6 protein-coding genes and 1 pseudogene are annotated in these 14,598 nt (G+C 45.6%); 5 read left to right on the forward strand and 2 right to left on the reverse strand.

What is annotated here, in order from left to right; all coding sequences use genetic code 11:
- Nucleotides 1–51 precede the first annotated feature (51 nt).
- From BBD42_RS12180 to BBD42_RS12195, 4 genes and pseudogenes are all read left to right on the forward strand, one after another.
- The gene (locus BBD42_RS12180) at nt 52–1,620 is read left to right on the forward strand and encodes an extracellular solute-binding protein (protein WP_099518330.1); all 1,569 of its coding nucleotides are present in this window, start codon (nt 52–54) and stop codon (nt 1,618–1,620) included.
- A gap of 130 nt (nt 1,621–1,750) precedes the next feature.
- Nucleotides 1,751–3,523: a sensor histidine kinase gene (locus BBD42_RS12185; protein WP_172455468.1), complete on the forward strand. Its 1,773-nt coding sequence runs from the start codon at nt 1,751–1,753 to the stop codon at nt 3,521–3,523.
- Entirely contained in the window at nt 3,517–4,317 is an 801-nt protein-coding gene (locus BBD42_RS12190) for a response regulator transcription factor (protein ID WP_099518332.1), read from the forward strand. The genes BBD42_RS12185 and BBD42_RS12190 overlap by 7 nt, the downstream gene beginning before the upstream one ends.
- 108 nt (nt 4,318–4,425) lie before the next feature.
- Nucleotides 4,426–6,735 (forward strand): annotated as a pseudogene (locus tag BBD42_RS12195) (alpha-L-arabinofuranosidase C-terminal domain-containing protein); the annotation flags it as partial.
- Between the two features lie 574 nt (nt 6,736–7,309).
- Here BBD42_RS12195 and BBD42_RS12200 read toward each other — a convergent pair.
- Entirely contained in the window at nt 7,310–8,017 is a 708-nt protein-coding gene (locus BBD42_RS12200; RefSeq protein ID WP_099518334.1) for a hypothetical protein, read from the reverse strand.
- Nucleotides 8,007–8,474: an RNA polymerase sigma factor gene (locus BBD42_RS12205; protein WP_099518335.1), complete on the reverse strand. Its 468-nt coding sequence runs from the start codon at nt 8,472–8,474 to the stop codon at nt 8,007–8,009. Before BBD42_RS12205 ends, BBD42_RS12200 begins: the two co-directional genes overlap by 11 nt.
- A 1,028-nt stretch (nt 8,475–9,502) precedes the next feature.
- On the opposite strand from BBD42_RS12205, the gene BBD42_RS12210 reads away from it, so the two are divergent.
- On the forward strand, nt 9,503–14,488 hold the full coding sequence (locus BBD42_RS12210; protein WP_099518336.1) for an S-layer homology domain-containing protein: 4,986 nt from the start codon (nt 9,503–9,505) through the stop codon (nt 14,486–14,488).
- Nucleotides 14,489–14,598 lie beyond the last annotated feature (110 nt).

The following is a 14,598-nucleotide window of genomic DNA, read 5'->3' on the forward strand; positions in this document are numbered from 1 at the left end:
TTAAAATCGAATGGTTTTAATATAAAAAAACAATTTATTGGGGGAATATCGATGCAACAAATGGGCAGAAAGAAACGGGTCAACTCATTCATCGTCATCGGCATGATGGTTTCATTACTCTCGGCTTGCTCAGGGAACAGCAGTTCCGAAAGCCCGGCAGCTAATGCCGGAGGACAAGTAACTCCATCAGAATCGACAAGCAGTAAAGAACCTGTTGAGTTGAGTGTATTCGTCAACCATCCGTGGTTCCCTGTTAAAGATTGGTCTGGTTCCATTCCTGAAATGATTACCGAGAAAACAGGCGTTAAACTTAAAGTGACTGTAGCAGCAGATGATAAGCAGCTGCCATTGATGATTGCATCTGGCGACTTGCCTGACTTGGTCTTCACATCTACTAATCTAGATCGACTGGCGGATCCTGCAGTATCTTACTCCTGGAATGAACTGATTGAGAAATACGCACCTGACTTTAAGCCAGACCAGGATCGAATTGCAATTAATACGGAAACTGATGGTAATTTCTATACGATCCGAAATAACTTCGCTACGCAAGCGGAATGGGATGCCAATCCTAATGCGTCGGTTTCACCTGGCGCACTTGGGATTCGCCAAGATATTATGGATGCATTGGGCAAACCTGCTCTCAACAATTTGCAAGATCTTGAAAACATTCTCGGGCAAGTGAAAGCGAAATACCCGGATATGATTCCACTTATGCTCGATAAAAACTGGGGCTATTATTATTTAAAGCAGCAATTCGGTATCCCGACGATAACGACGGATCTGTATGAGAAGGATGGTAAAGTGTCATACTATATTAACCATCCGAAGAGTCTTGACTACTACAAATATATAAACAGTCTTTATCGTAACGAATATATTACCGGTGAGAACTTTGCTTTCAAAGACACGCTTCGAGATAATGATTATGTCTTGAAAGGCAAAGTATTTGCTGAGGCAGATAATACGAATGATATTGATAACATGAACAGCCAAATTAAGCTGGACAATAACGCTAAACTTACCCAGTTGGTAAAACCTTTGGGCAGCGATGCTAAATATTATAATGCCAGTGTCGGTTGGTCTGGTGTATATATAACCAAAGAAAACAAAAACCCAGAAGCCTCCATCAAGTTTATGCAATACATGTTCTCTGAAGAAGGCCAGAAACTGGGATTGTGGGGTATTGAAGGCAAACACTATAAATGGAATAACGAAGGCAAATATCCTGAGCTGCTTTATAAGCAAGGTGACAGCGATTACATTAATAAAGAAGGAATAGGGTTCTGGGGATTGATGTCGAATAGCGCTGCTATTGATATTGCAGATCCGAATATCGAGTCTTCACATGTAAAGAAAGCTGCAAAGGATACAATGGTACTTGTTCCTGCATTAGGGCTACTCGTGCCTAAATCCGATTCCGAAGAAGGAGTGATCCTATCCAAGTTGAAAGAAATGATAAGTACAGAGGAAGTTAGGATTTTCATGTCTGACTCCGAAGAATCTGCGGTTAAAGCTTATAACGATATGCTGGCGAAAGCTGAGCAAATTGGCCTGAGTAAATATGAGGCATGGCTCAACAAAAAGTATGAGGAAGTAAAACCGTTATTTCAGAAATAATAAAAAATAAATGAAGTAGGAGGAGTCAGAGCTAATGCACTGACTTTCCTGCTTTTTATTACGAAACGATACTCTGAAAAGTAAAGAAGTGATGATCCTGTTAGAGTTACTAGCTAAAAGAATGATTTTCATGCTGCCGAAGACAAAAATCGTACAAAAATTGTTCGTGGGTTATTTGCTGATGGTCCTAATTCCATTTTTGATTTTTGGATATTTTGTTTACAACCAGGCGCAAAGTCGTTTTCTTGAACAATATTTGCGAAATAGGCAGGAGCTTATCGAACAGGCGAGTAATAGTCTGCAGGTTGATTTGACACAAGTCGAATCAGTATATCAGTTATTTCAATACAATGAGTACATGCTTGAATACTTGAGCGGAAATTATCGTTCTGAATCTCAGTACGTCTATAATTTACTGAAAAATATTCGGCCCTTATACTCGTTTGTAAGTGTCGGGAATAAGCAAATACAAGGAATTCGGATGTATAGCATCAATCCGGAGGTTGAAACTTTAGAGCCAGAGTTTGGGGAAACGAATGAGTTAATTCATAAACCGGAATATGGAGAAATTCAAGCGCTGCCTCCGGGCAAAGGTTTATGGGTTATGAAACAATCAACCTCTCAACAATATCCGAGCTTAATTTACTATCAGAAGATTTATAATTCACAATTTTCCAAGCAAATTGGGATTATGGAAATTAAAGTATCTGACGACGTAATTAATATGCTAATGGAGAAGATCAAGACAAAGAAAGATGATCGGGTATTGATTATCTCGCCTGATAGCAAGCTGTTATTTGGTGATCTTGATCACACAGAGGAAGTACAACTAGTACAAAAATCGGCTTCAGCTATTATTCAAGAGTCCAAGTCCGGTCATTATATTGTTAGGGGTAAGAGGCTTCTCAGTAATATGGTAACCGTCGAGTCATTAGACGTTGTCGTGATATCTTATACAAACGAGAAAGGTGTGTTTGAAAATCTCAAGAAGGAATTACAATTTGTCGCACTTGGCGGGGTAATATGTTTGTTTATGCTTTCCGCTGTTTATTATTGGATAGTCAGCTCTCTAACTAAACGGATTGTCAAGCTTTCTAGGCATATGCGTAGGGTCGGCTTTGATAATTTATCCATGTATACTGAGCGTACGAATGATAGGGATGAAATCGACTATTTGACATCCTCATACAACGCGATGCTTCAGCGGATCGATGACTTGGTAAACAAGGTGCACCGTGAAGAATTGCTGCGTAAAGAAGCTGATTATAAAGTGTTGCAAGCCCAAATAAAACCGCACTTTTTATATAACACATTGGAGTCTATTCGGATGATGGCTGAAGTGAATGAAGCGCCAGAAGTCGCCAATTTTACACATACGTTTGGCAAACTCATTCGTTACAGTCTATCGAATGACAAATTTGAAACGACACTTCATGACGAGCTCGAGCATGTTAGAAATTTTTTGCAGATTCATAAAATCCGAGTCGGTGAGCGACTAGATTACGCAATTGAGGTAGATGCTCGAATTAATCGTTTCGTGTGTCCACGGTTTATTTTGCAGCCATTAGTAGAGAACAGTATTATTCATGGTCTAAGCAGACTGCGGAAGCAATGGATGATTCGATTACGGATTTATGAAGAGAATGGCTACCTTAAAGTGGAGATTAAGGATAACGGAGTTGGAATAGAAGCGGATCGACTTCGAATGATTCAAGGTGTATTGCATGGAGAACTGGACTTGGAGCGACTGCAGACCGAATCGGGAGGGCTTGGCGTATACAATGTTCATGAGCGCATAAAAAGCTTCTATGGTAACCAATCTGGTTTGTCGCTAAATAGTAACGATCCGAACGGTATGATTTGCATCATTCAAATGTATAAAGGAGAGCTTGAATCATGCTAAATCTACTGGTAGTAGATGATGAACCACTAATTCTAGCCGGGCTCCATTCTATTATTACGAAAGCAGATACTGGATTTCTTAGGGTGGAGACGGCTAACGATGGAATAGAAGCGCTCGAGAAGCTTCAGTCGTATGAAGCACATTTAATTCTAACAGATATTCAGATGCCCGAGATGACGGGTTTGGAATTGATTCATGAAGTGAAACGGAACAATCTTTGCGAGCGCTTCATTATTTTAACCGGCTATAATGATTTTGATTTTGTTAGACAGGCATTACGTTACCAAGTACTTGATTATCTCTTGAAACCGATCGATAAAGAAGAGCTCGTGTCCGCCCTGCAGAACGCAGCTCAATTAATTCATGAAGATCTGCAGCTTCGCGAGGTGAAGGGGGCGACGGAGTACAAGGAAACGATAACGGAATTCACGAGTCTCTTAGACAACAAGCTGCTATCAGAACCGATGAGTAAAATACTAGATTATATCCATCAACATTATGCAAAGTTTGATCTGTCATTAGAACAAGTGGCAGAGTTTATTGAATTGAATCCAAGCTACGTAAGTGCATTGTTCAAGAAAGAAGCCGGAATTAATTTCATTCCATATTTGCATACGTGCCGTGTATTTAAGGCTCAGCAACTTATGAATGAACACCCTAAGATGGCAATAGACAAGATTTCATTTCAGGTAGGGTATGAGAATCCGCGTTACTTCTTCAAAGTATTTAAGAAATATGCAGGGCTAACTCCCGGTCAGTATCGGGATATTGATGTTGATGAAGATTTGAAATGATTATATCGTTATCCATTCATAGATTGGGCAGCCAAGGAGGCGCATTTGGAAATGAGTCAACCTAAGATTGTTGTATCTGTTGATCAGAAAGAAAAAGAATTAGGAGATTTGTTCGGTATTTTTTTCGAGGATCTTAACCATGCAGCGGATGGTGGTCTGTATGCGGAAATGGTGCAGAATCGCTCGTTCGAGTTCGACTATACAGATAATAAGGACTATAACTCACTTACAGCATGGAATAAGGTAGCGAGAGGGCCGGCACATGTTGAAATTCATGTAGAGACGGACTCCCCTCTTAACGCTAACAATTTGCATTATTTGGTTATGGAAGTAATGCTGCCAGGTAAAGGTGCTGGGGTTCAAAATGCAGGATTCAACACAGGCATGTCTGTTGTTAAGGGCGAAACATACCATTTCTCCTGTTATTATCGGAGAAATAGCTCTAACTCTGCTCCAATGCGAATCCGTCTGGAGAATGAGGAGGGGACCCTATGTTATGGAGAGACTACTTTTGACCCCGATCAGATGGAATGGACGCAAGTGGAATTGGAGATTGTTGCGGATATGACGGACAACTATGCTCGTTTAACGCTGCTAGCTGAAGATAAAATATCAATATCGTTAGATATGGTTTCATTATTCCCTAAACATACGTTCTTGGAGAGGAAAAATGGGCTGCGTGCAGATATTGCACAGCTACTAGCCGACATGAAGCCACGGTTTATGCGTTTTCCAGGAGGCTGTCTTGCCCATTTTGGTTCTCTAAATCCGAATGATCGAAACAGTATATATCGTTGGAAGAATACGCTGGGGCCGGTTGAATCAAGACCGACGAAGAGTAACATTTGGAAGTACAATCAGACCATGGGGATAGGGTATTATGAGTATTTTCAATTTTGCGAAGATATCGGAGCCAAGCCGCTTCCAGTCATTGCAGCAGGTTACGATCCTCATACAAGGCGTGCCGCTCCTCTTGACGAGATGCAGCCATGGATCGATGAAGCCTTAGATCTTATCGAGTTTGCTAATGGGGGGACGGATACTATTTGGGGAGCAAAACGGGCTGATCTAGGCCATCCTGAACCATTTGGCTTGGAGTATCTGGCCATTGGGAATGAAGAAGTCGGGGCGGAGTTTTTTGAACGCTATGTGATTATTCATCAGGCAGTTCGTGAGAAATATCCTGCTATTAAATTAATTGGTTCTGGGGGCCCCGGAGCTGCTGGCAGCGAATATGATCGCGGTTGGGAATGTGCTTGCAAACATGAGGCCAATTATGTAGATGAACACTACTATCAATCGCCAGATTGGTTCATCGCGAATATGAATCGTTATGATGGATATCCTGCCGACGGCCCTAAAGTATTTCTTGGCGAATATGCATCAGGCGATGATACCTACTTCAACGCAGTTGTTGAGGCGGCTTATATGATTGGCATGGAGAAGGCGCCAGCTGTAGGACTCGCTTGTTATGCGCCAATGCTCTGCAACGCAGATTACGTAAATTGGAAACCCAATATGATATGGTTCAACAATCATTCGGTGTATGGCACTGCTAGTTATCATGTTCAGAAACTGTTTATGCAGCATCAGGGAGATGTATTGCTTCATACGGAAGCAATAGGATTACCTGAGCAAGAACAAGCTGCTCCGCCGATTATGGGGACGATTAGCTTTGACACCAAATCTGCTCATGTTGATATTGTCGATATTACACTAGAGAATCTTGAGACTGGCGAAGTTAAGAAATATGATGGAAGATCGATTTCACCAGAATCAACATCAAGCTTCCTCGATACGGTGGATTGGGACCATTATCATTTGTCGTTTCGTGCAGCTAAGCTCGATGAAAGCAGTGGAGTCGATGTTTCTGGAAGCCATCCGTTTGAAATAACATTTGGACAAGCCGATGACAATAATAAGCGCATTTGGAAGCTCGATTGGTGGATGAATCTATCCAGTATCTGCAGCATTACAGGAGGAAGACATTGCGAACTTATAAATTATGTTTTCAATCCTGAAGCAGGGAGGAAGTACGAATACCGTTTAGAGGTTAAAGGGCGCCAAATACGCACTTATATTGATGGTGTTCTTCTTGCAGACACTGAGGATAAGCCTGCTATTACTGAAGAACTATATTATTCAGCATCATTGGATGAGAAGTCTGGTGATATTATTATGAAGGTTGTTAACCTGAAAGAGTACGATGTAACTGCTGATGTTGTTCTGAACGGAGATATAACAACCGATCGGGGTGTTAAAGTATATACGCTCTCTGGTCATGCAGATGAGGATCGGAATAGCTTCGAGGAGCCGAATAAGATAGCGCCAAAAGAAGCGGACATAGCGTGGGGTAAAGGCCCGCGGACTTATCATTTTACAAGAAAATCGATGACAGTACTCCGCTTCTTAAATTAGAAGAGTCAAAGACATTCTACTGTACGGAGAAGAAAAGTCCCGATGATGGCATTTAATCATTGGGACTTTTTTTATTAAGTAAAAGGAGAAACATCCGAACATCTTAATGAGATAGAAAAATCATTAATTAGTAGCTTCAGAGACCTTGCGTTTTATGAGCAGAATCGATGATTAGATTTTCTTAGGAGTTGTTAGAAGTAATAAAGTTCAAGATTGTAAAATAAAGTTGTAGACTGACGATGCTTCATTAAGCGGGAGGTTACTTCCAATACATTAGCTAAATACAAAGAATTCATCTAAAAAATAAAATAGCTATCTGTACTCGCAAAAATGAGAAATTAACAAGGTCGACCATGAATTTTATTAATATGATTCGTCAAAATCCTATTAGAAGTATCCACTCGCAATCGAATCAGCGGTCCACCTCATTCAGGCATTGGAACTGCGCGCATAAGTAAGGCAAAACTGAAAAGGGCCGCCCCTGTTTGGAGACGGCCTTGAAAATAGTTGCTGTGTCGATCAAGTAAATGAAGCGTATCCGTTATCCACCTTGAAAGAAGACCCCTTATGACGTCTAATTGCCATACTCTTTCCAATACTTCGCTAAGCGGTCCTGAAGTGCAGCGTCCAGATCTTTCCCTTCCTCTTCATCCAGATGGGCCATCCCGATGGCTTGCGCCAATTGCTGGCTAAGTCCTCGCACTCCTCCTGACATGCCCAGCTCGGGCAGCCATTCCATCTGGGAGTACCACCGCTCCGCATAATCTTTGGTTCCGCCGGCGTTCTTCACGATATACAAGCGATGCAGGATGTTAGTGTCGTCTCGATAGCTATAGTAAAAGTATCCCTTCTTCTTAAGCGCCTCCGTAATATTGATTTTTTCTCCGTTTACGCTTACGATGAGGCGCCCCCAGGATTTCTTAACGAGCCAAGGCCCAGTGACAGCGCTGATCGCTACCTTCGTATTTTTACCGTCCATTTCATAGTGCAAGGTATCGCCGTTTGCAAAGGTAACCGTCTGTCCTTTTCCGTTAAAATAGCGATCGTATAATTTTTCGATATCGCCGGATACTGCAGCATACGCTGTTGCCGAGATGAGGAGTACAAGCAAGCTGGCAGATAACGTGATCAGTATTTTGCGATAGGAGGCTCGTCCGCGCATCTCTCGGCTTGGTTCATGTGCGACCCGGCGCTGCCGTTCGATCGCTTTCCACATGTTCTCTTTCTGATTCTCGTCCGGAGCAATTGCCTCGAATAGTTGCTTGATATGATTATTTGTCATAATGGCCTCCTAAGCTTAACTTCATGAGCGTACGCCCCTTCGCCAGCTGTGTTTGGATCGTGCTTTCTTTGCGGATGAGCATGTTCGCGATTTCTCTAATTGAATATTCTTCGAAATAATAAAGATAGAGTACGATTTTGTATTTATCAGGCAACGCCAGCAGCTGATCAAGCAACTCTCCCGAACGATCGCCGTCATCCCTCCAAACCGCTTCCGGCAAGCGTGCCAGCTCGACTTTCCGCGTTCTCCACCAGCTTTTCAGTATATCCTTGCAATAGTTCCTGGTCATTACGATAAGCCATGCCTTCTCATGCTCGGGGTCAGCAAAAGACGTGTTGGACTTCAATAGTTTTAGAAAAATCGATTGAACAGCATCCTCCGAATCGGTTGAATTTTTGAGATACATGAAGCAAATGCGATAAATCATTTCTACGTTCCGTTTATAAATGTCATCCATGTTTTCACCTCGTATATGTATAACACGATCGTGGACCAAGAAATATCCTTATATCTCACTTGTTTTTTTACTTTCCCATACTCGCCTATACAAAATGAGACGTTGGCGATCAGTTCAGGATTAAGCGAGGGTTTTGATATAAGAAGAAAATAAAGTACTAGACTAAGAAAATTAAGTTGCAGACTGAACAAATAAAGTATTAGACTCGGTGGAGCGACCGGGATGTAGCTACTACATGAAGCTTCGGCTCGTGCTCCTGGTTCTTCCGGACGCGCTGGGCGTAGCCATCGTCAGCCGGATACTACAGTTACCTAGCTGAGCCCCGGGATTCGGCTTCGTTCCAATCGCCAGTTACAACGTGTCTCCGATGACCAATAAACCTGCTGTTCTCAGCTATGGCAGTCCAAACAGGATCGAGAAGCTACGATGGGACCTTATACCGTTTTGGGCGTTGTTTGCCTCCGGCGCGCTGGCCAACCCGAAGGAACTTTAGCCATGCCTGAACGTTAGAATATACGTAATAGTATGGTTAGAAATGTGATTATAGCGCGTCGTTTGGGGCTTGTGGGAGACAAGTTAGTTTGAAATGTAATTATAGAACGCCTACGTGTACCTACCCCTTTTCCTTGTTGACCTACCCGTCTGGGTAGGTCATTTTTTGTTTTTCAACCATTATACTTAATTTAGATTTGCCTTACGGAAAGCGAGTATTTAGATCTTTTTAAATGTGGCACTTTCCAACATCTAATTGCTGCTAATCAAGAGGCCTCTGAGTCAATACATACGTTTAGGCACATAATGTCCCCGGGCTCTTCTCCATTCCTCAGCACAAGGTAACGCAAGTGGTCCACCATCTTTGCTGCAAGCATTGCTCGATCAGACCAACACAGAAATACTCTGACAAAAAATACAGGAATCGCATCATAAGCTTTGACGGGAGGGAGAGAGAGTTTAGAGGTGGGGTAGTCGAGTATGGTTATTATTTTTTTCAGAATAGAAATGGGATTACAAGGAGGAACAAGATACTTATGAAGCTTGTGAAACGCAGATCGCTGATTTATCTGTTAATAGTAAGTATGATACTGACGTTGATAGCTGGACCTGGAACGGCTGAAGCAGCAGCCTCTAATTGGATTATGGTGGATGGCGGCGGGAATACTGGCCTGAATGTGAATACTTCGAGTCATGCACCGCAAGCTATGCGTACGGCCGTACACCATAATATTCTTTATGCAGCCTGGATTGAAAGGGCATCGGCAGTTAATCAGGTTCGAGTAAAAAGCTTTAATGGAACAACCTGGAGAAGCGTAGACGGAGGCGGTACGACCGGTCTGAATATAAATCCAGCAGATCGAGCGCTTAACCCTTCCTTAATTGTTTATGAGGATATTTTATACTTGCTTTGGGAGGAAACGGGTAAGATTCGCGCAAAAAAATACGATGGAACCAGTTGGATCAGTGTCGATGAAGGCGGCTTGAATGGAAGCGCTTCGGCAACATCATCTGCTCCACGCATGGCCGTCATGAATAACAACCTTTACGTAGCTTGGCATGAGAAGGTAGACGGCGGAGTTAATCAGATTCGAGTAATGAGCTTTGACGGTACCAATTGGACCAGTGTCGATGGCGGAGGCTCTACAGGTTTGAACGCAAATCCATTGAGCTCTGCAACCTATCCGACGATGGCTGTATTCAACAATGCTTTATACATTTCTTGGTATGAATATAATAGTAGTGCTGCACAAGTGAGAGTAATGAAATATGATGGCTCCAGTTGGATTAGTGTCGATGGTGGAGGAAGCGACGGTATAAACGTAAATCCTTCTTTAAACGCATTAGCGCCCGAATTAATCGAATTTAATAATGCGCTGTATGCAACATGGTATGAGAGTAGTCAGATTAGAGTCAAGAAGTATGATGGAGCAAGCTGGACGAGCGTCGATGGCGGGGGTTCAATTGGCTTGAATGTAAATACTAACAGGGAAGCATCTTTTCCTAAACCGATGGTGTTCAATAATGATTTATACGTTACATGGCTTGAAGATAATGGTACTATTAGAGCTCAAATTCGGGTAAAAAAGTATGATAGAACAAGTTGGTCATCTGTAGATGATGGAGGTTCAAATGGTATTAATGCCGGCTTTGCCGATACAGCTTGGGAACCTTCCCTGCAACAATTTAATGGTGATTTATATGCGTTTTGGGCTGAAGCCAATGGTTATTCCGGTCAGGTTAGGGCAGCCAGGATGTTGATTAACGCTGATTTTCCGACCATCAGTTCACAGCCAGCGAATCAGGCGGTAAATGTGGGAGGAACGGCGACGCTTAGAGTGACGGCATACACCATCGACGGCGGGACGTTAAGCTACCAGTGGTACAGCAATACCAGCAACAGCACCTCCGGCGGTACGCTTGTGACTGGAGCGATCAGCGCAAGCTATAACGCGCCGACTGCCACTGAAGGTACTCTGTACTATTACGTCGAGGTGACGAATACAAATTCGCGCGCTGAGGGAACAAAATCGGCGAGCGTTACGAGCAATGTTGTTTCGGTGACAGCGAACGCGCTCGTGAACGCCGCTACGCCGAGCATTGGGACGCAGCCAGCGGATGAGACGGTGGAGGTTGGAGGAACGGCAACGCTTAGCGTAGCGGCGAGCGTGAGCGATGGAGGTGTATTGAGCTACCAGTGGTATAGCAACGGCAGCAACAGCACGAGCGGAGGTACGTTGGTGAATGGTGCGACAAGCGCTAGCTATAATGTACCGACGGCAACGGCTGGCACGAGGTATTATTACGTCGTAGTGACGAACACGAATGCCAGCGTGAGCGGAACGAAGATGGCTAGCGTGATAAGTGGAGTAGCTCAAGTGACGGTGAACGCGCTCGTAAATGCAGCTGAGCCAAACATTGGGACGCAGCCAGCGGATGAGACGGTGAGCGTTGGAGGAACGGCAACGCTTAGCGTAGCGGCGAGCGTGAGTGATGGAGGTATATTGAGCTACCAGTGGTATAGTAATGGCAGCAACAGCACGAGCGGAGGCACGTTGGTGAACGGAGCGACCGGTGCAAGCTACAACGCACCGACAGCAACGGCTGGCCCTAGGTATTATTACGTCGTAGTGACGAACACGAATGCGAGCGTGAATGGAACGAAGACAGCTAGCGTGACGAGTGGAACCGCATTGGTGACGGTGAACGCGCTGGTGAACGCGGCTACGCCGAGCATTGGGACGCAGCCGACAGATGAGACGGTGAATGTTGGAGGAACGGCGACGCTTAATGTAACGGCGAGTGTGAGTGATGGAGGTGTGCTGAGCTATCAGTGGTACAGCAACGGCAGCAATAGCACGAGCGGGGGCACGTTGGTGAACGGAGCGATCGGTGCAAGCTACAACGCACCGACGGCAACAGCTGGCACGAGGTATTATTACGTCGTAGTGACGAACACGAATGCCAGCGTGAGCGGAACGAAGATGGCTAGCGTGACGAGTGGAACCGCATTGGTGACGGTGAACGCGCTAGTGAACGCCGCTACGCCAAACATTGGGACACAGCCAGCGGATGAGACGGTGAACGTTGGAGGAACGGCGACGCTTAATGTAGCGGCGAGTGTGAGTGATGGAGGTGTGCTGAGCTACCAGTGGTACAGCAACGGCAGCAACAGCACGAGCGGAGGCATGTTGGTGAATGGAGCGACCAGCGCGGGCTACAACGCACCGACAGCAATGGCTGGCACAAGGTATTATTACGTCGTAGTGACGAACACGAATGCGAGCGTGAATGGAACGAAGACCGCCAGCGTAACAAGCAATGTCGTTTCCGTCACCGCAACCGAGGTTCTTACCTACGAAATAGAAGCGATAGATCATCAGACTGCATCTGCCTTGACGCAAGGGTATGGACCCGGTACTCAGCAAACGCTGGTGATTTCCGTTACGAATACCGGTACGGGACATTTAACAGGCTTATCCGTAGCGAAGGGGGGAGCAGACGCCGGAGCTTTTGAAATCTCGCAGCCTGCCTCCACCTTAAATAGCGGTGCGCCGTCCACCAGCTTTACAGTCAAAGTCAAGGATGGTCTCGCAGCCGGGAGTTACACCACAACGGTTACCGTATCCGCTGCCCTTATGAGCGATCGGACCTTTACCGTTACGCAGAACATTACCCTGCCTGGCGTACCTGCAAGCCCGACTTCGCTACAAGCTATAGCTGGAGATCGAAGCGTTGCCTTGAATTGGGAGGCGGTGGAGCATGCTGATGCATATGAGATCTATGTAGCGACGGCTTCGGGCGATTTCAGCGATTCCGTCGCTACGGTGGGGGATACAACCTACGAAGTGACAGGGTTAACCAATGGAGTTACCTATTATTTTGCGGTCAAGGCTAGCAATTCGGGCGGCTCAAGCCCTTTCTCGGAAGAAGCCAGTGCGATACCTGCAACGGTGCCATTAGCTCCGACGAACGTGCGAGCGAGCGCGGGCGACACGATAGCCACCGTTCGTTTCGATGCTCCGGCTGACCATGGGGGGAGCGCCATTTTTCGGTATGAGGTGATGGCTAGCCCGGGCGGAATTACGGTAATCGGAACGACAACGCAAATGGAAGTCACAGGGCTGACCAATGGGACGGACTATACGTTTACGGTTCGGGCAATCAACAGCGTCGGACCTGGTGCCGTATCTGCTGCATCTCATTCCGTTAGGCCGACGGCGAGCGTCACAACGTCACCAGCGCAGACTTCGTCCCCAACGATGGAATGGGTGAAGTTTTTGGTGAACGGTCAGCAGGTGGAACAGCTTGGTCCTGTCATTGCAACGACCCTAGCGGGGCGAACGGTCATCACGGCCGAGCTGGATTCCGCTAAGCTAACGGCCAGGTTAGGGCAAGAAAAGCCGGGAGCTGTCCTGTCCATTGTTGCGGCTAATGGCACCGACACGGTAAACATCAAGCTAAACGGCCAACTGCTCCACAACCTGAAGCAGAAAGCGACGACCTTGGTCATTCAGACGGAGAAGACAGTTTTCACACTGCCTGCTCAATCAATCTATAGCGACGCGATCTTCGCGGAGCGTTTGGGTAGCCAAATGCTGCTGCAAGACGTAAAGGTATGGCTCTCCGTCGGCCATGCTACGAGTGAAACATCCAAGCGCTTGCAGGATGTAACTGAGCGGTTAGATGCGGAGATCATCTCGCCAGCTATCACGTTTGCCATCAAGGTGGAGTATGGCGATAAGACGGAGGAGGAGATCCGGTATTCGAATTACCCAGATAGACTTCTGGCGATTGCGCCGGAGGTGGATGTGAATCGGATCACGACAGCAGTCGCTCTTGAACCGGATGGAACGATTCGTCATGTTCCGAGTAGAATCGTGATGGTCGACGGCAAACGCTATGTGAAAATCAGCGACCTGTCGAATGGCACCTATGCCGTTATTCATCATTCGCAACGCTTCATCGACGTGGAGAAGCATTGGTCCGAACCAGCCGTAAACGACCTGGGGTCGCGTCTGATTCTGAGTGCTCCGGTAAACGGATTCTTCCATCCCAATCGCGACATAACCCGAGCCGAGTTTGCGGGAATCCTCGTGCGGAGCATTGGGCTGAGCAGGGTGGAGGGGCCGATGCGTTTTGTGGACGTGAAGGAGGAGGAGTGGTATAGCGGCGCCGTACAAACGGCCTATGAGTATGGCTTAATTTCAGGCTTCGGCGACGAGACGTTCCGACCGAACGATAACATAACGCGAGAACAGGCGTTTATCATGCTTGCCAAAGCCATGATGCTGATTCATACGGATAAAAGCCAGCAGACGGTTAATTCCTCTGCTCCGCTCCACCGTTTTGTAGATTCGGATAGCCTATCGGAATGGGCGAAAAGCGGTGCGGCGATGGTCGTGGAGGCTGGTCTGGTATCGGGCCGCGGAGGAAACACGCTATCGCCGAAAGCTTATATCAATCGGGCGGAAGTAGCTATGATCGTATGGAAGCTTTTACAGCAAACCAAACTTATCTAATGTAATGTGTGATTAATTTTTTAGAGATCGGTAATAGCTGAAAAATACTTAGTTTCTTTCAACCAAGGGACCTCGATCTCCGCTTTCAGTGGAATTTGAGGTCCTTTTGG

Origin of the sequence: Paenibacillus sp. BIHB 4019, assembly GCF_002741035.1 — a bacterium.
Classification (GTDB): domain Bacteria; phylum Bacillota; class Bacilli; order Paenibacillales; family Paenibacillaceae; genus Pristimantibacillus.